The sequence below is a fragment of the Azovibrio restrictus DSM 23866 genome (assembly GCF_000429665.1).
In the GTDB taxonomy this organism is placed as follows: Bacteria; Pseudomonadota; Gammaproteobacteria; order Burkholderiales; family Rhodocyclaceae; genus Azovibrio; species Azovibrio restrictus.
In genome coordinates this window covers 241,909-261,114 of sequence record NZ_AUCH01000002.1, presented here as the reverse complement: position 1 = coordinate 261,114, position 19,206 = coordinate 241,909, and the positions used below count along the sequence as shown (strand labels likewise).

General features: G+C 63.4%; 15 protein-coding genes. 8 read left to right on the top strand and 7 right to left on the bottom strand.

What is annotated here, in order from left to right:
* Positions 1-107: 107 nt before the first annotated feature.
* From G474_RS0103210 to G474_RS22385, 3 genes are all read right to left on the bottom strand, one after another.
* Positions 108-2,840 carry an ankyrin repeat domain-containing protein gene (locus tag G474_RS0103210; protein WP_156919133.1) on the bottom strand — a complete coding sequence of 911 codons (2,733 nt, stop codon included), beginning with the start codon at positions 2,838-2,840 and terminating at the stop codon, positions 108-110.
* 230 nt (positions 2,841-3,070) lie between these two features.
* The gene (locus tag G474_RS0103205; protein WP_051281768.1) at positions 3,071-4,024 is read right to left on the bottom strand and encodes an SMI1/KNR4 family protein; all 954 of its coding nucleotides are present in this window, start codon (positions 4,022-4,024) and stop codon (positions 3,071-3,073) included.
* Between the two features lie 23 nt (positions 4,025-4,047).
* Positions 4,048-4,698, bottom strand: coding sequence for a GNAT family N-acetyltransferase (locus G474_RS22385; protein WP_211228048.1), 651 nt, complete (start codon positions 4,696-4,698; stop codon positions 4,048-4,050).
* Positions 4,699-4,790: 92 nt separating this feature from the next.
* Here G474_RS22385 and G474_RS0103195 point away from each other — a divergent pair, with 92 nt between their 5' ends.
* The 5 genes from G474_RS0103195 to G474_RS21820 all read left to right on the top strand — a co-directional run bounded on the left by G474_RS0103195 (position 4,791) and on the right by G474_RS21820 (position 8,829).
* On the top strand, positions 4,791-5,105 hold the full coding sequence (locus G474_RS0103195; RefSeq protein WP_084513540.1) for a LysR substrate-binding domain-containing protein: 315 nt from the start codon (positions 4,791-4,793) through the stop codon (positions 5,103-5,105).
* A gap of 109 nt (positions 5,106-5,214) precedes the next feature.
* Positions 5,215-5,457: a type II toxin-antitoxin system Phd/YefM family antitoxin gene (locus G474_RS0103190; protein WP_026685713.1), complete on the top strand. Its 243-nt coding sequence runs from the start codon at positions 5,215-5,217 to the stop codon at positions 5,455-5,457.
* Positions 5,454-5,840, top strand: coding sequence for a type II toxin-antitoxin system VapC family toxin (locus tag G474_RS0103185; protein WP_026685712.1), 387 nt, complete (start codon positions 5,454-5,456; stop codon positions 5,838-5,840). Before G474_RS0103190 ends, G474_RS0103185 begins: the two co-directional genes overlap by 4 nt.
* A 331-nt stretch (positions 5,841-6,171) precedes the next feature.
* Positions 6,172-8,007 carry a WG repeat-containing protein gene (locus G474_RS21825; protein WP_051281767.1) on the top strand — a complete coding sequence of 612 codons (1,836 nt, stop codon included), beginning with the start codon at positions 6,172-6,174 and terminating at the stop codon, positions 8,005-8,007.
* A gap of 162 nt (positions 8,008-8,169) precedes the next feature.
* Entirely contained in the window at positions 8,170-8,829 is a 660-nt protein-coding gene (locus G474_RS21820) for a hypothetical protein (protein WP_156919132.1), read from the top strand.
* A 290-nt stretch (positions 8,830-9,119) separates the two neighbouring features.
* On the opposite strand, the gene G474_RS0103170 is transcribed toward G474_RS21820, so the two are convergent.
* Positions 9,120-11,717 carry a bifunctional aconitate hydratase 2/2-methylisocitrate dehydratase gene (locus tag G474_RS0103170; RefSeq protein ID WP_026685709.1) on the bottom strand — a complete coding sequence of 866 codons (2,598 nt, stop codon included), beginning with the start codon at positions 11,715-11,717 and terminating at the stop codon, positions 9,120-9,122.
* A 341-nt stretch (positions 11,718-12,058) separates the two neighbouring features.
* On the opposite strand from G474_RS0103170, the gene G474_RS19330 reads away from it, so the two are divergent.
* On the top strand, positions 12,059-13,201 hold the full coding sequence (locus tag G474_RS19330) for an alkaline phosphatase family protein (RefSeq protein WP_051281766.1): 1,143 nt from the start codon (positions 12,059-12,061) through the stop codon (positions 13,199-13,201).
* 311 nt (positions 13,202-13,512) lie between these two features.
* Here the strand turns inward: G474_RS19330 and G474_RS0103160 are convergent, their stop codons facing one another.
* The gene (locus G474_RS0103160) at positions 13,513-13,731 is read right to left on the bottom strand and encodes an RNA-binding S4 domain-containing protein (protein WP_026685708.1); all 219 of its coding nucleotides are present in this window, start codon (positions 13,729-13,731) and stop codon (positions 13,513-13,515) included.
* A gap of 122 nt (positions 13,732-13,853) precedes the next feature.
* Here G474_RS0103160 and tal point away from each other — a divergent pair, with 122 nt between their 5' ends.
* Positions 13,854-14,891, top strand: coding sequence for a transaldolase (gene tal / locus G474_RS0103155; protein ID WP_026685707.1), 1,038 nt, complete (start codon positions 13,854-13,856; stop codon positions 14,889-14,891).
* Between the two features lie 30 nt (positions 14,892-14,921).
* Here tal and G474_RS0103150 read toward each other — a convergent pair whose 3' ends face one another.
* Both G474_RS0103150 and G474_RS0103145 read right to left on the bottom strand, forming a co-directional pair.
* Positions 14,922-17,000: a sensor histidine kinase gene (locus tag G474_RS0103150; RefSeq protein ID WP_026685706.1), complete on the bottom strand. Its 2,079-nt coding sequence runs from the start codon at positions 16,998-17,000 to the stop codon at positions 14,922-14,924.
* 4 nt (positions 17,001-17,004) lie between these two features.
* Positions 17,005-17,706, bottom strand: coding sequence for a response regulator (locus tag G474_RS0103145; protein ID WP_026685705.1), 702 nt, complete (start codon positions 17,704-17,706; stop codon positions 17,005-17,007).
* Positions 17,707-17,954: 248 nt separating this feature from the next.
* On the opposite strand from G474_RS0103145, the gene G474_RS19325 reads away from it, so the two are divergent.
* Complete coding sequence (locus G474_RS19325; RefSeq protein ID WP_051281764.1) at positions 17,955-19,205, top strand: SPFH domain-containing protein; 1,251 nt, start codon at positions 17,955-17,957, stop codon at positions 19,203-19,205.
* Position 19,206: the final 1 nt, after the last annotated feature.

Below are 19,206 nucleotides of genomic sequence, written 5' to 3'. Positions count from 1 at the left end.
CCTCAGCATGAGCCGCCAGCAGCCCCGCGACTGGGTGTGCCGGTGTTCTATTGTGCAGGCACTTAACCGGACGGAGGCATCAAGGCACGTCGCTGCAGAGCGGCTTACTACCCTTCGCAAGCGAATCGGTTCATCTCATGTTGCAGTCGCGACGAAAGTGCGTGGTCTTTTGTCTGCTTCACTTTCTCCAGGAGTTGCTCGCGTTGATAGCACCGCAACTGCTTGACAATGGGGCGCCAATCCTCTGGAGGGAGCCAGGTTAGCAGGGAGTCGAGCGTGGCTGCATCGTAGGCCGCGCGGGGACTGTCCGAGGCCAACACCCACGCCGCGCGCCGACGCTTTTCCATCAAGCTCAACGCACTCGCCTCACCCAGGGCGCGCAATCCGGCCGAAAGCCAATGCGAGAACAAGCCTTCCTCACGCATGCGGAGCAGGCTTGCACGGTCATTGCGCAAGAGTGCGGCCAGAAAGTCCTGTCGGGCTTGCGGCCAATAGGTGTCGGCAAACTGCGCAATACCGAGCGACTCGTCATTCTGTAGAGCCTCCTTCAATGCTTCGCACCCGTCCAGTAGTAGTTCGCTGCCACAGCGCTCTATCAGACTGATGCGTCCTGGATGGTCGTTTGGCAAGGGTTCGAGCACGACGGTATTGTTGCGCTGCAGGCGCGCTCGAAAAACGTCGTTGGAGAACTGCCCCCAATCTACGCTCCCCGAAATGGCGACCCAAGGGGCTGGTTGCCCCGACTGGTGCATGAGCATGGCTTCGCCGGAGTTGGGCTCAACACCAGAATCCAAGAATGTCTGCTGAGCACGGTGCCAAAACATGGCAGATCGGTTTCCGTCTGCGGCGTTTGCCCGTCGCTCAGTTACGCCCTCAAAAAAATCGTGTTCGATCCACGAATATCTACCCGGAAAGCGTCCTCCGACTTTCAACCACTGACAATCACCCAACCCGTTCACCTGAATGGGGACCAGATAAGCAGAATCGACTCCATCTGGATCGGCCCCCTGCCCATTTGTTGCAAGTGCGCGGCGCAATCCACTATCTACTTGTTTGTGACACGTCAGTAGCGGCTTGATCCATTGGACAGAGCTCGGGTTGGCGGTATCCGCTTCTGCGGTTGTATTGGGCGGGGCGATCAGCCAGGCATTCTGGATCGCTTCCTGTAGCGACGGAGCTGGCCTGTCCGCTTCAGACAAATTCTGGATGGGGTAACGTGGATGCCGAGCTTTGAATCCTAGTGCTGCCAAATTGCGCACTCGATCCCATCCTCTGGAATCCGCACCGTAACGATTGAGGGATGGCGGCGTCAAAGCCGAGGCCACGGCGTCTGGGGTTGGGCCATACGACAAAGGCGCCAGTGCCCAATCCATGAAACGCGGCAACAAGTCTGGGCGCTGCGCCTTAGCCAGCGCCAGAAATCCAGGCAACTCTTGCGGCGTGGCCCGCAACAACAAGCCGGCCCAGTCCGCCTCTGTGGGCCAGTCTTCTGGTGCAACCCCTTTGAGTTGGCGCGCCGCCGCAAGGCCCTGCGCCAATTCCGGGATGGGAATGGACGCCAACAGGCGGCTCCATGTATATGTGAATTGCCCCGGTTCAGTGCTCCGTTCGCGCGCTGGTAGTGCGCCTAGAGCCATCCATTTGGGCCACAGAGCATAGGGTAGGGACTTGGGGTACCCATAGGGGATGGAGAGCGGTGCGACCAGGTGGGGCGTCAGTTTTTCCCAGTGCGCGGCGCTTGCACGATCAGGCCATTGGTGTAGTTGCTCCTGCACCTGTTTGATGAGGGAAGGGGTTAGCTGAGTGATCAGCCATTCCAGGTCCGCCAAAGGCCAGGCGCCTGCACGCAGCAGAGCAACGCTCCCCAAGGGATGGCTGTAGGGGGTAAAGTGAAACCTTGGTCGGGTTTGGGGCGCCTCAAGTACCTTCGGCAGATCGTTTTGCGGAATCAGGCGCAACAGGGCCGGCTCCTCACCCGCCGGAGTATCGCGGCGCGACAAGACAGCTTGGAAGTAAATTATGGCGAGCTTCTGGCTCGACCACGGCGCGCGCAGACCATGGCCGATGCCTGTGCGCAAGACGGTTTCGCCCTTGCCGCTGGGCAACACCGGAACGAGGGGCAACAACACCGGGTTGGGCAGCAAGGCATCGAGTGCGCGCCAATGCGACATGTCCGCCGCCCCGGGCAATACCTCCGCCGAGCGACGGCCATTGGAATAAATTGGGCAGGTCCAATTGGCATCGGCGATTTCGACCGGCGCTGCCCTCCCCCACGGCATGGCTTTGACGATGTCCAGTGCCGCCTTGGCTTTCCCGCTGCATAGCAGTTCAGCATACTTCGTACCCCATGCCTTGGGCGAAGGTCTCCATCCCACCTTTTTCAGCAAACCTTGGAACTGTGCAGCCTTGTCGCCGGCATCTGTTGCTTGAGATGTCGCTCTTTCCACCGACGCGTGAATCTGTGCTTGTTGCTTTTCAGAAACGCTCACCGTGCCGAGTAGCCGCTGATAGTGCTTCAGCATGGTGTTTGCCACCTCCCAGTTTTCGGTGTGTACCGCAACACCGAGCACATCGTACCCACTGGCATCAAGAAAAGGATCAGCACCATTGCGCAGCAGCCAAAGCACCTCGGTATTCCAACCTGCGCACGCCGCATGGTGCAAGGGTGTTCCCTCGCGAAAGTAGGCATTGAGGTCAGCGCGCTGGAGCTTATACCGATTGAGCAAGGGCAAGAGCTCTGGGCCTTCGAGCAGCTCCTCTTCAGCGTCAGTTTGTTCGCCTGTGTCTTGCTCGGCCTTGAGTACCTCACTGCAGATGGGGAACAGGTATTGCAGTTCCATGGTGGCATCGTCAGGCTTCGCCGCTTGTACGGAAGCTGCCGCAAATATGGACAGAGCGAAGGCGATACCTGTTTGGAGGGAGTGTTTCGTCATCGTCGCTAGCAGTCTCTGTCTTGTGAAAGGATAAAGGATAGGAAATTCCAAGCCCCCAAGTGAGAATTCTTCTCCAGTCGGGCCCAGGTGGGCGAATCGGTGATGCTCACGGGCTTTCCTTTGCGGGTCAGGCCAGTTTATCGGGTATCAGCAAGATAACGCTCGATGGCAGCCTTGGCTTCGCCCAGGCTGCCGCCATGTTGCTGGCGGTAGAACTGGATGGCTGCCAGTTTCTGTCGCGGATCGAGCGCCAGGTCGCGCCAGTCCGCAGGCTTTTTTTCGCTGGGGAGGCCGGTCGTCGATGCCACTGCCGGGCGCAGTTCCCAGCGGGCCGTTATCTTGAAGGGGGCAATTTCCGGTGAGGGGAAATGCCCGCGTTCGGCTTCGAGTTGCGCCCGGGAGATCAGCGCAAATACCCGGGCCGGATCTCCGGGACGGGATGATTCGTGGAGGCCGGCAGGCAAACCGACAAAGGCTTGCAGATACTTCACCGCTGTTTCGCCGAGTACGCCGGCAAGCTGGCTGACATCCCTGCGTAGTATCAGCAGGGCTTCCTGTTCGGAAAAATCGTCGACCAGATGGCTCATGTCGGCAAAGGTTTCAAGAAAGCTCGCGCAGATGAAATCGTCGAAACTGCGGTAGGCGATCCGGCTGTATTCAGCGTCGTGAAGAATGAGCGCGACGCCCGGTGCACCGTCGTCTATGGGCGTCAGACAATAGACGTCGCCCGCACCGGACTCGGCGAAAGGCAGGAAGCGCCGTCCTTGCTGATCTTCGGGATTGAGCCATTGCTCGATGTGCTGCCGACTGCCGCTGGCCGTGATCCATTCGAAATCGTACAGGCTGATCAAGGCAGGCGGCTCGTGCAGGCAACGTTCCCGCCAGCTTAATGGCCAGTCCGCCGAATAGCGGGTTTTGCCGCTGGCAAGCAGTCTCTGCAGCGAGTCCGGCAAGGGGATATCGCTTTCTCTGGCAAGAAGTTGGAACTCGGCGGCGGTGTCGTCGGGCATGAAGGTGTGTTCCGGTTGATGGCAGAGTTGCTCCCACATTGCTGGCAACTCGAATCTGCCGGCTGAGTGAAAAATCAACATGGGTTTTCCGGGGGGTTACATTTCTATGGATAGTGAATACTTCGAGCGGGCAAGTTAATGCCAAACAATAGAACATCATCGAAGATGCTCCCCTTCCTTACATGCATACGCAATCTACCTTCGGGTAACATACCAGCCTTGGTCATCACGCGGGCTGAGGCTGGATTCCCGGCAAGGCATTGCCCCGTTATTCTGGAAAGCTCCATTTGCTCTTGTGCAAAACGTACAATCTGAACAACAGCCTCCGTGCAGTAGCCTTTAGACCAATACTCCGTTCCAATCCAATACCCAAGTTCTGCCCGACTATGTTTCTTGGACACAGCCATCAGTGTTATCGCACCGACAAGAACTTCATTTTCTAGCAAAGTAATAGCAAAGGTTATTTCGCTCCGAGCCTCGTATTGACCTGGATGCTTGGCGATCCACTCTTCCGCAGCACCTTCTGGATAAGGAAAAGGTAGAGCCAGCGTCGTTCTTGCAACTCTCTCATCGCCTGCCAAGCGACGCACATCTACGGCATCGGCCATACAAAACGGACGAAGGAACAAACGGCTGGTAGCAAGAGTAGGCTGTGATGTAAGCATAAGTTGCATTCTACTTTGATAAACAGAAGCCCCGCCGAGCATTGCGCCACCACCGCCGTGCAGCTCACCTCCCAGGCCAAGCTGGTGCATGACCTGATCAAGGATTACCGCGTGAAATCCTGAGCACTGTCCTGGCTTGTAGCAAAAACGCCCCCCGGTTTTAGCCGGGGTGTTTGTGGTGATTGGGAAAGGCCTGCTGCCGACGGCGCCTGTTCAAGGCCAAAACACATTCACCGGAAGGCCTGTCCAACGGCCCGCTCGCCGCCAACTCCCCCGGCCTGCAACGCGAAATGGCCGCGCACGGCCTCGGCATCGTCGCCCTCGACGACCGCCTCGCCGGCCCCTGGGTCGAACGCGGCCTGCTCCGCCGCATCCTGCCGGAATGGTCAATGCCCACCGTCACCCTCTGGTGCGTCACCCCCGGCCGCCGCCTGATCCCGAGCCGGACGACGGCTTTCATTGAATTGCTAAGGGCAGCGCTGATTGGGGAGCGGTGAGCGTTCGCAGCAAAGCAATTGATTGGGCGAGATTTTCCAGAATCCGCCCATGCTTGAGAAAACAACTTAGCCAGACTAGGCTAAGGCACCAAATGCGCAGGAGCCTGCCATGACCACCATCAACATGTTACAAGCCAAAAGCAATCTTTCCCGCCTGGTCGAGTCCATCGAGCAGGGCGAGGAACGGGAAATCATCATTGCCCGCAACGGCCGGCCAGCCGCCAAACTGGTCCCACTATCGAGCGTTCCCGCATCGAACCGCATCGGGGTGGCCAAGGGCCTGTTCGAGGTTCCCGACGACATCGACGCCAACAATGCCGAAGTGGCCCGGATGTTTCTGGGATCATCATGAACCTGCTGCTCAACACCCATGTTGCCCTGCGGACGATTACCGACCACCCGAACCTGACCAAAAAAGCGCGTGAGCTGATCCTTTCGCCGCGCGCCACGATCTGGATCAGCGTCGCCAGCATCTGGGAAATCACCATCAAACACAGCCAGGAACGGGGCGACATGCCGGTATCGGGCGACGATGCCGTCCGCCATTTTCGCGCTGCGGGTTACCAGTTCCTGGCCATCGAGGCAGAATACGCCGCCGCCATCGAAACGCTGCCCAAGCACCACCAGGACCCCTTCGACCGCCTGCTGCTCGCTCAGCCCCTGGCCGAACCCATGCGATTACTGACGCACGACCAGACCGTGGCCCGCTACAGCGATACCTTTGTTCTGGTTTAGCGGGAAATGCTGTTCATGAGCGTCTGCGAACTGGCCCGCCATGGTCGCTGCGATACGCACCGCCGCCCTCGGACGGAAGAGTTTCTGATGTTTTGGTGGGAGGCTGAAGCTCGGCCAGAACGGACCTTGAAACTTCGATCAGCACTTGGCAGCCGCCAGCCATGAGCGGACTTTGCCACTGAATGCCGATTGCAGACATTCCCCTCGATATGTGGTTATGCTTATGGATTAGCGTGCCATTTTTCTCGGCGGGCGCGCCGATGAATACGAGAGGATTCCTGTGCACTTTTTCACGGAACGGTTAAAGATTCGGCTTGGGCGAACTGGCCCGTTGGCTATCGCAACCCTCACTTTGCTTGCCTCTTTGTCTGCGTTGGCTGCGGAGGCCGGGACTGAACTGCTTCCGCGATGCGGCGGTCCGTTCCAGCTCTGCGGCTATGTCGAAAAAGGCAGTGGGGTGGAGCGCATCCCTCAGCAATTTGAAGTTGCCAAGGCGTTCAGCGAAGGCTTGGCTGCTGTTCGCATTGAAGGACGGTATGGCTTTATAGATGCGACCGGAAAGGTCGTTATCGAGGCTCGCTTTCAGAACGCAGGCTTCTTTACCGGTGAATATGCGGAAATCCGGATGGACAACGCATCCGGGATTATCAATCGCTCGGGAGAGCTTGTGGTTTCGCCGCAATTCAGGCGGATCATCCCCTTCGTTGGCGATGCGTTCATAGCGCAGCTTTTCCTGAACGAGCAGCGGCAAGCTTCATCCGGCAATGAGCGATTGGGTGCAATTACTGACCCTGTAGCCTTGTCTTCATATAACGACTCTGGCCTTTTTCATGCCAAAAAGGGATGGCTTTCCGATCAGAATCTGAGGTTCAGTATCTTCGACAAGCCGGAACGCGGGCTTATCTGGGCTGGAACCAAGGATGAAAATTACTCAGATATCTGGGGCCTCATGCGAGCAGATGGAACCTGGCAGGTGACACCTCGATACCATCATGTGCAACAACTGATGGAATCGCGCGCAATTGTCGAGTCGATGCCGGACTATTCACTACCGCCGCAACAGCGTTGGGAGGCCCTTCGCCGCGGCGCGGTTGATCGCGATGGCGAGCTTGTCGTTCCTCTGAAATTCGCGCAGCTCAGCTACTGGCGTGGCGGGTATGGCCGTGCTCTGGAGGGCAAGCAGTTCAATTCGGATGGCACGCAGAACGAGGTCAGAGAGGGAATCGTACGTGCCGATGGCACGTTCCTCGCCGATCGCTATTTCGACAAGGTTGAGATTAGCGACGACGGCAAGTTGCCACGTGGTCGGATCGGCAAAACTTGGTACAGCATCGAACCAAACGGGCGCCTGATTCCGGATCAACTCGACGTCAAGACTGTGGCCGAGTGTCCTGGCGGCCTGACTATCGTCCAGCGCGGCGAGACGGTTGAATTCCGTAGGCCAGGGGATAGCCAACCGATAGGGCCATTTGAAAATACGTATTTCCGGATGACAGATTGCCCAGGCCCCTTTTCGGCCAGGCACGATGGAAAGTGGTTCATCGTTTTGGAGGATGGCACCGTTCTCGGTGGCAAGAATGGCTTCGAAAACCTCTATTCATTTCGCGGGAACCACACAGCTGTTAAGGTCGAAGGGAAATGGGGGATCATCGACCGCTCCGGTGCATTCACTGTCAAGCCCGGCTTTGCTAAGCTGCGTCCGGATCGCGAAGGCATATTCGTCGTGGAAGAAGGTAAAGACTCCCAATGGATCGATGCCTACGGTAAGCGAGTTGAAAAGCCGGCCAGAGACAGGCTAACCCCCGAGCCGACACTGAGTTGCGAGGGCGGATTGCGCTTCTTCGAGAAGGCTGGTTTGTGGGGCTTGCAAGACAGCAACGGAAAAACCGTCATCGAGCCGAAGTTTCGCGCGCTGTCCTGCTTCAAACAAGGCGTTACTTGGGCCACCGCGCCGGACGATAAGGCGTGGTGCCCGATCAGTCCTGACGGGCGAAGGCGCGCAGCCATGGCGTGTCGCGAGGAATATTACCCGCCTGGGCCAAGCCACAGTCGCCCCGAAAAATTCAGCGAAATTCCTTACGAAAGCAGCGTCCTTTGGAATCGTGCCTGGCTGGATTATCAGGCTGGCAAGCGTGACAAGCTGCCCGAATGGATTCCATGGAGATAGAGTGGCTAGGCTCGATTCGTTTGGTCGGAGATTAGGCATAAGCAGCGGAGAGAACAACCTGGCATTTCAGTCAACCCGACGCGCTGGAGCGCGCCGGTTGCTTAAACCGTTGAACGTCTGCTGTCCCAAGTAGCGAACGGCAGCAACGGGTCGATAGTTGCCGTGGGCCTGCTCAAACGACAGACCGCTCAGGTCGATCTCCTGCCGAACAACATCAAATGCCCGCCGCTGTTTCCTGACAGCCCTCCCCGCAAACGGCGCGCCGCATCAACCGCCAGCCCTTCAAAATCGCCCATGAAATTCCCCCGCTACACCCGCTACTGGCTGGCACTGGCTGCTTGCTGCCTTGCCTTCTCGACCGCCCGAGCGGACGCGGAGCCATTTCAGAGCAGTTGCCGGCTGGGCGATACTCGCCAGGCCAGCACCGTCGAAATGCGCCAGGACCCCGAGAGCCGCGTGCTCACCCTGGTTGTCGACGGTCAGACCATACCCGCCTTCGGCGATCTGGACAGCGCTGACTACGCGGTCGGCGAAATCGTCGCCAGCCATTGCAGCAAAGACCTGTTTGTCTTTGTCTTCAACTACGGCTCGCCCTACCTCAAGGGGTTTGTTTATCGCAAATGCGGGCCGCGCCTGAGCCGTCTCGATTTCGCCGAAAAGCTTCCGCCGACTGCCGTGAGCCGCTGCCCGGAAGCGCTCTTCGCGGTTTTCCCGGACACCGAGACGGAGGCGTTCAAGATCGTCGATGCCCGCCATACCCGCCGCGTTGCCCGGATCAACCGGCCACGGCTATGGTCCTTGCCGGATAACCGGCAACCCTGATCCGCCTCGGGCAATCGCTCATTGAGCAAGGCGCCGAAGCGGCGGATGAAAACGACGGCACCGAGGCGCGTGCGCCCGTCAGCGTCGACCGACCTTGTCGCAGGCCTTGTTCGATGCACCGCAAAAAGCTGTGCCGCACCGGCTGACGCGGAAAAACATGATCGACGAGATGCGCCGCAGTTTCGGCCATGCGCCGGGTGGCTGCATACAAACACAGTCATCAAGGCGGGCCGGCATGAAAAACGGCGCCCCGCAGGGCGCCGCTCACGCTCGGGAATACCCGAGAAACCTTACATCTCGACGGTTTCAGCCACTTCCACGAAGGCCGGGATCTGGTCGAAGTTCATGTAGCGGTAGATGTCGGCCGCCTTGGCGTTCACCACCTGGATGTTTTCCATGTACTCGGCCACGGTGGGGATCTTGCCCATCAGCGCGCACATGGCGGCCAGTTCGGCGGAGCCCAGGTAAACCTGGGTGTCGATGCCGAGGCGGTTCGGGAAGTTCCGGGTGGAGGTGGACATGGCGGTGCTGCCCTTCTTGATCTGGGCCTGGTTGCCCATGCACAGGGAGCAGCCCGGCATTTCCATGCGGGCGCCGGCCTTGCCGAGGACGCTGTAGTAGCCTTCTTCGGTCAGGATCAGCGCATCCATCTTGGTGGGCGGAGCGATCCACAGGCGGGTCGGGATGTCGGACTTGCCGTCCAGCACCTTGCCGGCAGCGCGGAAGTGACCGATGTTGGTCATGCAGGAGCCGATGAAGACTTCGTCGATCTTGGCGCCGGCAACTTCGGAGAGGACCTTCACGTCGTCCGGGTCGTTCGGGCAGGCGCAGATGGGCTCGGTGACTTCGGCCAGATCGATCTCGATCACTGCTGCGTACTGGGCATCGGCGTCGGCCTTGAGCAGGGTGCCGTTCTTGATCCACTCTTCCATGGCGGCGATGCGGCGCTTCAGGGTGCGGGCATCCTGGTAGCCTTCGGCGATCATCCACTTCATCAGGGTGATGTTGGAACGCAGGTACTCGACGATCGGCTCCTTGTTCAGGGCGATGGCGCAAGCAGCGGCGGAACGCTCGGCAGCGGCGTCGGAGAGCTCAAAGGCTTGTTCCACCTTCAGATCGGGCAGACCTTCGATTTCCAGGATGCGGCCGGAGAAGACGTTCTTCTTGCCCTTCTTCTCCACGGTCAGCAGGCCCTGCTTGATGGCGTACAGGGGGATGGCGTTGACCAGATCGCGCAGGGTGATGCCGGGCTGCATCTTGCCCTTGAAGCGCACCAGCACGGATTCGGGCATGTCCAGGGGCATCACGCCGGTGGCGGCAGCGAAGGCCACCAGGCCGGAACCGGCCGGGAAGGAGATGCCGATGGGGAAGCGGGTGTGGGAGTCACCGCCGGTACCCACGGTATCGGGCAGCAGCAGACGGTTCAGCCAGGAGTGGATGACGCCGTCACCAGGACGCAGCGAGACACCGCCACGGGTGCTGATGAAGGACGGCAGTTCCCGGTGCATCTTGACGTCGACCAGCTTCGGATAGGCGGCAGTGTGGCAGAAGGACTGCATCACCAGATCGGCGGAGAAGCCCAGGCAGGCCAGGTCCTTCAGCTCGTCGCGGGTCATGGGGCCGGTGGTGTCCTGGGAACCCACGGTGGTCATCTTGGGTTCGCAGTAGGTGCCGGGCAGGACGCCCTTGCCTTCGGGCAGGCCACAGGCGCGGCCGACCATCTTCTGGGCCAGGGAGTAGCCCTTGCCGGGGTCGGCAGGGTTCTGGGGCAGGCGGAACAGGGTGGAAGCGGGCAGGCCCAGGGCTTCGCGGGCCTTGGCGGTGAGGCCGCGGCCGATGATCAGGGGAATGCGGCCGCCGGCGCGCACTTCGTCCAGGATCACCGGGGTCTTCAGCTGGGTTTCAGCGATCACGGCGCCGTTCTTGGTGGCGATGACCTTGGCGCTGGCCTGGTCGATCTTCAGTTCGATCTCATCGCCCATGTCCATCTGGGCCACGTCGATTTCGATGGGCAGGGCGCCGGCATCTTCCATGGTGTTGAAGAAGATGGGGGCGATCTTGGAACCCAGGCAGACGCCGCCGAAGCGCTTGTTGGGCACGAAGGGGATGTCTTCACCGGTGAACCACAGCACGGAGTTGGTGGCGGACTTGCGGGAAGAACCGGTACCCACCACGTCGCCCACGTAGGCGATCAGGTTGCCCTTCTTGGCCAGGGCTTCCAGCTGCTTGACGGGGCCGCGGCTGCCGGGTTCGTCAGCTTCGATGCCGGGACGGGGGTTCTTCAGCATGGCCAGGGCATGCAGGGGGATGTCGGGCCGGGACCAGGCGTCGGGAGCGGGGGACAGGTCGTCGGTGTTGGTTTCGCCGGTAACCTTGAACACGGTCAGCTTTTGCGAAGCGGGCACTTCGGGGCGGGAGGTGAACCACTCGGCGTCGGCCCAGGACTGCATCACGGCCTTGGCGTTGGCGTTGCCGGACTTGGCCAGCTCGGCCACGTCGTGGAAGTAGTCGAACACCAGCAGGGTCTTCTTCAGGCCTTCGGCGGCGACGCTGCCGCAGCTGGGGCAGGCGAGCAGGTCGATCAGGGGCTTGACGTTGTAGCCGCCCAGCATGGTGCCCAGCAGCTCGGTGGCCTTTTCCTTGGAGATCAGCGCGCAGCTTTCTTCGCCCTTGGCAACCTTGGCCAGGAACTCGGCCTTGACCTTGGCGGCATCATCGACGCCGGCGGGCACGCGGTAGGTCAGGAGCTCAACCAGGAAAGCCTCTTCGCCCTTGGGCGGGTTCTTCAGCAGGGCAACCAGTTCGGTGGTCTGTTGCTTGGACAGGGGCAGGGCGGGGATGCCGAGAGCAGCACGCTCGGCAACGTGGGCACGGTAAGCTTCAAGCACGGGGACTTCCTTTCGTGAAGTTGGCGGGAAGAAATCGGGGGCAACCCGGTGTTAGGAAAACGCATATTTTACGACAGCGCCGGACCACTCGGGTTCTGGGGCACAAGTCTTATATATTTTATCTTTTATAGAGCTGCTTTCGCCAACTTTTATTGCATCCCCGACCGGGCGCCTGTCCCTCCCGCCGCTACCGCCTGCCACGAGCACCTGCCGCTGCCGCCCGCCGCACCTTTCCAAGGTCCCCTCCTTGCAGGCAAACTAGGCCGATGCAAGCGCCACAACACCCTCCTCTCCCCGGCCTTCCCCCTCCCCCCGACCCGGACCAGGGCCTCGGCAACCTGATGGCCAGTCTGGTACAGCACCTGGGGGGAGCCCCCCTGCCCTACGCCCCCCTGGGCGCCCTGGCGGACCGGCTCGACCCGGAACGTCCCCTGGTGCTGCTGATTGTGGATGGCATGGGCGAAGCTCAGCTGCAGCGCCACCTGCCCGGCGGCCTGCTGCAGGGCGGATGCCTGACTACCCTGGCCTCGGTGTTTCCCAGCACCACGGCCAGCGCCGTGGGTACCCTGATCACCGGACTGGCCCCCGCCAGCCATGGCCTGACCGGCTGGCACCTGTGGGCCGAGGAAGTGGGGGAACTGCTGGCCGTCCTGCCCCTGCTGCGGCGCCAGGGGGAACAGCCTGACCGGGAACAGCAGGAAGACTGGGCCCGGCGCATCCTCGCCGCCCCGGACCTGCCCATTGCCCTGCCCCTGGCCCCCCGGACCCGGGCTGCCATCACCCATGTGGCCCCCAGTGCCATTCTCTATTCCCCCTTCAACCGGGAACTGGCCCGGGGCACCCACAAGCGGGGCTACCTGCATCTTGCCGAACTGTTCGAGCAGGTTCAGGCGGCCCTGGAAGAAAGCGGCCCCGGACCCCGGCTGATCCAGGCCTACTGGCCCGATTTCGACAGCCTCTCCCACGAGCACGGCCCCGACAGCCAGGCCGCCGGTCTGGCCCTGCAGACTCTGGAACAGGCCCTGGGCAGCTGGCTCCAGGGCCTGCCCCGGGATGCCCGCCGGCCCCAGGTGCTGGTGACGGCCGACCACGGCTTCATCACCGCTCCCCCGGAGCGGCTGCTCTACCTGGACGACTACCCGGAACTGCACCGCCTGCTGCGCCAGCCTCTGTCCGGGGAGCGCCGGGCCGCCTACGCCCACCTGCATCCGGGCTGCGAGGCGGCATTCATGGCCGGGGTGGAAGGGCAGCTGGGGCACGCCCTGTGGGCCGTGCCCAGCCGCGAGCTGCTGCGCCTGGGCTGGTTCGGTCCCGGGCCCCGGCATCCCCGCCTGGACTCGCGGATCGGCGACGTGACCCTGATCCTCAAGGACGACTGGACCCTCACCGACCGCCTGGCCGGCGCCCCGGAACATCCGATGCTGGGCATGCACGGGGGCGTCAGCGCGGCGGAGCGCCAGGTGCCCCTGTGCCTGTTCGATTGAGGCGGGAGCCCCGGGTAAAAAGGGCGGCGCCCAATTTTTGGGCAGATGGATTTTTTCCTTGCGGCCCCGGGGCTTGGGGCAACTGTCCCGAGCTTATCCACAGACTTGCCCCCGTCGGACGGGGATAAGTTGCACTTATGAACAAGGCGCCCAGCAGCGCCGCTGCAGTTACTCAGCGCCGCCGCAAAACCGCCCAAAAAACAGGCGAACGCTGAAAACCATTAGATTTCCAGGGCTTGCAGCACCTGTCCCGAGCTTATCCACAAGCTTACCCCCGGCAAGGGTGGATAAACTCAGCTTATCAACATCCTTTATTCTTCGGCCACCAGCACCAGGGTCTCGCCCTGAAAATCCACCCTTTGCCCAGGGCGCAGCTTGGCCCGCTTGCGGCTCTCCGGCTGCCCGTCCACCTGCACCAGGCCGGATTCCACGGCAGCGTGGGCCTCGCCGCCGGAACCCACGAGGCCGGCGGCCTTGAGTAGTTGATCGAGCTGGATGTAATCGCCGCGCACGGCAAAGGGTGTGGTCATGGTCCGGTTTTCCTGGCAATAAAGGCGGCATTGTCCCAGAACCCCGGCCCCAGCGGGGCCCGGCACTGGAAGGCCGGCGCGGCTGCCGTTACACTGCCTGCTTTTTTATAGCGGCCCTGCCCATGTCCCGCCTCAAGCAAATTGCCCAGCTCGGCCAGCAGATCTGGCTCGACAACCTGACCCGCGACCTTCTGGACTCCGGCCAGCTGGCCCGCTGGATCGCCGATGATGCCATTGCCGGCGTCACCTCCAACCCGGCCATCTTCTACAACGCCATCAAGAACGACCCGGGCTACCAGGCCGACCTGGCCCGCCTGAAGCAGGAAATTTCCGACCCGGAACTGCGTTTCGAGGCCCTGGTGCTGCCCGACATCCGCCGCGCCTGCGACATCCTCCGCCCGGTCTATGAGCAGTCCGGCGGCGATGCCGGTTTCGTCAGCTTCGAAGTGGCCCCGGCCCTGGCCCATGATGCCGCCGGCACCCTGGCCGCCGCCCGGCGCCTGTGGGCCGAGATCGACCGGCCCAACGCCATGATCAAGATTCCCGCCACCCGGGCCGGGCTGCAGGCCATTGCCGGCGCCATCGAGGCGGGCATCAACGTCAATGTCACCCTGATCTTCGGGCCCCACCAACTCGCCACCGTCCAGGCCGCCCACCGCCGGGGCCTGGAAGCCCGGGCCGCCCGGGGCGAACCGGTGCAGGGCATCGCCTCCGTGGCCAGCGTCTTCATCAGCCGCATCGACAGCCTCCTGGACCCCCGGCTGCCCCCCGAACTCCAGGGCCGGATCGCCATCGCCTCGGCCCGGGCCGCCTACGGCCGCCTGCCCACCCTGCCCCTGCTGCCGGCCGGAGCCGCGCCCCAGAAGCTGCTCTGGGCTTCCACCTCCAGCAAGAACCCGGCCTACCGGGATGTGCGCTACGTGGAGGAGCTGATCGGCCCCGGCACCGTCAACACGGTGCCCGACGTAACCCTGGCCGCTTTCCGGGACCACGGGGAAGCCGCCGCCACCCTGGACCGGGCCCAGGCGGAAAACCACGCCCTCCTGGCCGCCCTGGCCGCCCGGGGTGTGGATCTGGATCTGGTGGGGGATGAACTGCTGGCCGCCGGCCTCAAGCAGTTCGAAGAAGCCTTCGCCAAGCTCCTGGAGCTGATGGCCTGAAGCCTGAAGCCTGAGGCTGCGCCCCCCGGCTCAGGGAGCCGGGGGCAGACAGGGCAGGGTGAGGACGAAGGCCACCCCGTCGCCGCTGTTCCGGGCGCTGATGGTGCCCCCCATCTTGGCCATGTAGGTGCGGGCCACGAACAGGCCCTGGCCCCGGTTGCCGGCGGCCCCCGCCTCGGCCTGGTCCGACACCCCGTATTCAAAAATCCGTTCGAGCATCTCTGCGGGAATGGCCGGGCCCTGGTTGCTCACCGTGACCCGGGCCAGCTCCGCTTCCACCGCCAGCGTGATCAGGATGGGGGTGCCGGGCTCCCGGTAGCGCTCGGCATTGCGCAGCAGGTGGGCAAACACGTCCTCCAGGGCAAACTCGTCGGCCCGCACCAGCACCGGCTGCCCGACGCCGCTGCAGCCCAGGCCCTCCACCCCGGCGTTTTCCGCCACGTGGCCGATGAAACCGGCCAGATCCACCGCTGCGATTTCCAGCTGGCTGCCGGCAAAGGCCTCGCTCGGGCTGGCGCTGCCGTACAGCACCCGCACCGCCTGCTGCATGCGGCTGATGTAGCGGTGGCTGGGATCGGCCGCATCGCCGTGCAGGGCCAGCAGGCTCTGCAGGGGCGACATGATCTCGTGCCCCACGGCATGCCACATGTCCTTTTCCTGGGCGGCGCGGATGCGCTCGCGGCCGGCATCCTCGCGCACCCGGCGCAGCAGGTCGTCCAGGCCACTGGCCAGCAGACCCAGCTCGTCCCGGCCGCGCAGGTCGGCAAACTCGTAGCGTTCCAGCCCCCCTTCCGCCTGCATGGAGCGGGACAGCCCCCGGGTGCGCCGGGTCAGCCGGGCAATGCGGCGGATCAGCCCCGCCTCGATCACCAGCCAGGCCACGGCGATGGCGCCGAGCATGGCGCCGATGAACCAGGACAGACGGGTGGCCACCGCCGCCAGCCGCTTGTTCACGCTGCGGGCATCCCCCCGGAGCTGGAGCCGGTAACTGCCCAGGGGAGTGACGATCTCGTCCTCCAGTTCCACCAGGGGCGTCTCCAGGGTATCCACCGGCAGGCGGAGGATCAGGCGGGTCAGCAGGGGGGAGGATAGTTCCTCGTCCTCCTCCCGCCCGGCGAGCTGGGCCACCGGGGTTTCCTGCTCCCCCGCCACCCGGCGGATGCTGAGGGTCTCCCCGGGGGCCAGGAGCCGGGCCAGGGCGTCCAGGGCGAAGGGAGGCGCCTTACCGGGCTGGGCGTTGGAAAACACCGGCGCCCCCTCCCCGGGCGGCAGCACCTCCAGCTGCACCCGGTACTGATCCAGGTCCGCCGGCGGCCAGGCCGGATTACGGCTGCCCAGGACTGCGGCCCGCAGGGTTTCCACGGGCAGCCGCAGGGAAAAGAAGGATTTCCGGGGACAGTCCTCCCCCTCCCCGGCCGCCGTTTTCAGACAGCGGCCGCTCTGCCAGACCCAGCCCCGGAACTCCCGCTGGGTCCGCGCCCCGGTGTAATCCCGACCGGGCAGTTCCACATAGCCGGTGAAGCGGCCCCGCACCCCCTCCCCGGCCGCCGTGGCGGGGGCACCGGTCAGCTCGAAGGGGGCGATCCACTGCCAGCGCTGATCCCGGACCTGGACGCTGACCCGCAGCCGGTGGGCCCCGTCCAGGAATTCGTCGCCGATCTGGTGGGGCACCAGGGGCCCGCTGGCGAAGGTGCCGGCCAGGTAGAGATAGCCGCCGGCCCAGGGATTGTTGCCGATGGCCACGCACAGGCTGCCCTGGTCCGGGTACTGGATCAGGCAGTTGGCCATTTCGAAGGCGTTCCTGGCCTTGTTCTGGTCGTCGAAATCGATGCCGGAGAAAGGCAGCACCAGGGGCCGTCCCTGGGCGGCGGAACCGGCGTCCCAGCGGGGATTGAGCAGGGCCAGCTGGCCGGCCGGATGGTGCAGCCGGGCGACGATCTGCTCCTTGGTCTTCTCCAGCCCGGCCCGGTAACTGTCGTAGCTGCGCTGCTTTTCCTCCTGCAGCACGGTCACCGTCATGGCCAGCACCACGAAGGCCAGGAACAGGAAGGAGGTGCGCAGCAGGACGCGCAGGCGGAAGGAGGCAAGCCAGGCGAGCAGGCGGTTCATGGCGTCAGCGGGCCGGGCCGGACCAGCGGAAGCCGCGCATGGGCACGTTCTCGATGCGGTCGAAGTCCTCGTCCAGCTCCCGGAAGGCTTCGCGGATGGTGCTGATGTGCTTTCTGATGTTGTCCCGGTTGCGGCCGCTCTTCACCACGGCAAACAGCTCGTCGTAGGACACCACCTCGCCGCGCCGCTGGTAGAGGGTGGCGAGGATGCGCTGGGCGGTGAGGGGCAGGTTCACCCGCTGGCCGCGCCACAGGGGCGTGCTCTGGCGCAGGGGGTCCAGGGCCAGCTCGTCCGGCGCCGTGGTCGCTGCCGCCGGGGCCGCCCGGTCCCGGGAGGCGCGCAGGATTTCCAGGAAGGTCTCGATGAAATCGGCTTCCTCGAAGGCGGTTTTCTGCAGGTAATCCCAGGCGTCCAGGGCTTTCATGATGCTGCGGTAGATGGCCGCCGGCATGGCCGACACCACCAGCACCGGCGTGCCGCGCCCGGTCTTGTTGATGGCGTTGATGACGGCGACGCCCGCATGACGCTCACGCCCCAGTTCGATGTCCAGGGTCACCAGGGCGTAATCCTCCCGGGCGATGGCGGCTTCCGCGTCGTCCCGGTTGAACCACTGCTCGACCACCACATCCGGGCGGGCGGCGAGTATCCAGTCCTTCAACTGCGTGCTGGTGGGGATGTCGTCCTCGATGACGGCGACCTTGATCATGGCATGCTCCCTGGCTGAGGAGCGCAGTATCCCTGTTTTTGCGGCGCCCTGCAGCGCAGGGGGCGTGAGTGTTTGTTCACGCCCCGCGCCCGCCTCTTCCGTCGTCATACCAAAGCCGCCTCCCGGCGGCATGGCTTCCTCCTGGCCGATGGCCGGAAGATGCAAGCCATGCCGGAGGGGGTGACGATCTTCTCCCCCCGGGCCGGAATCCCGGACACAGATAGATCGGTTCAGCGGAGGAAAACATCATGAAGGAACGTCTGTTCGCAACCCTGTCCGGCCTGGGCGCATCCCTGGGCCGGGGCGGCCGCAAACTCGCCGGCCTGGGCGGTGACGCCGGCAGCCGGCTGGGCAGCGGCCTCTACCGGGCCCGGGTCGGCATCATCGCCCTGTCCATCGCCGGCATCGGCGCTTACGGCCTCTACCAGGAGCCCCCCATGAAGACCGTGGGCCGGGGGGAGATCGGGGTGCGCATCAACCAATTCACCGGCGAGGCGGTGGAAATGCGCGAAGGGGCCGTGCTGGTGCTCCCCGGCCTGCACCGCCTGCGCAGCTTTCCCCTGCGGGACCAGCTTTACCGCCCGGACATGCGGGACCAGTTCCAGACGGTGGAAGGCCTCTCCATCGGCGTCGACGTGACCATACGCTACGCCCTGGACCCGGCCCGCATCGCCAGCATCGCCCGCAACCTGCCCGACGACATCGGCGGCGGGGTGGTGGAGCCGGCCGCCCAGGACGTGCTCTACAAGACCCTGTCCCGCTACACGGTGCGCGAGATCTTCTCCAGCAAGCGCCAGGAAATCCGCGACAGCATCCAGAGCGAGCTGGGCACCCAGCTGGCCAGGGACGGCATCAAGCTGCAGGGGGTGATGTTGGGCCGGATAGAACTGCCGGCCGAATACCGCCGGGGCATGGACCAGCTGCTGGCGGAAGAACTGGCCAGCGAGAAGATGCGCTACACCCTGGAGCTGAAGGAAAAGGGCGTCAAGGAAAGCGACCTGGAAGCCGAGGCCGAGAAGGTGCGCCGGGAAAAGGCCGCCGAAGCCGCCGGCCAGGAGCAGATCATCGCCGCCAAGGCCCAGGCCGAGGCCATGAAACACATCCTGCCCTTCAAGCAGAAGCAGATCGAGCAGCGCGGCCTGGAAGCCGAGGCCGAGAAGGTGGCCCGCATCAAGACGGCGGAAGCCAACTCGCAGGCCCGCCAGATCGAAGCCCAGGGTGAGGCCGAATCCCGGCGCAAGCTGGCCGACGCCGAGGCCTACCGGCAGGAGCGCCTGGGCCAGATCGCCAGCGCCCAGCTGGAACGGGATGGCGCCCTGATCCAGAAACACCCGCTGCTGATCCAGAAGACCATGGCCGACAAGCTCTCCGACAAGATCTCCGTGATCATCGCCCCGCCCCCGGCCGACGGCGGCTTCATCGGCAACACCCTGCTCGGCAAGCCCGCGCCCCAGGCCCAGGAAGCCGCCTACGAACAAGCCCCCGTGGAAGGAGAATGAT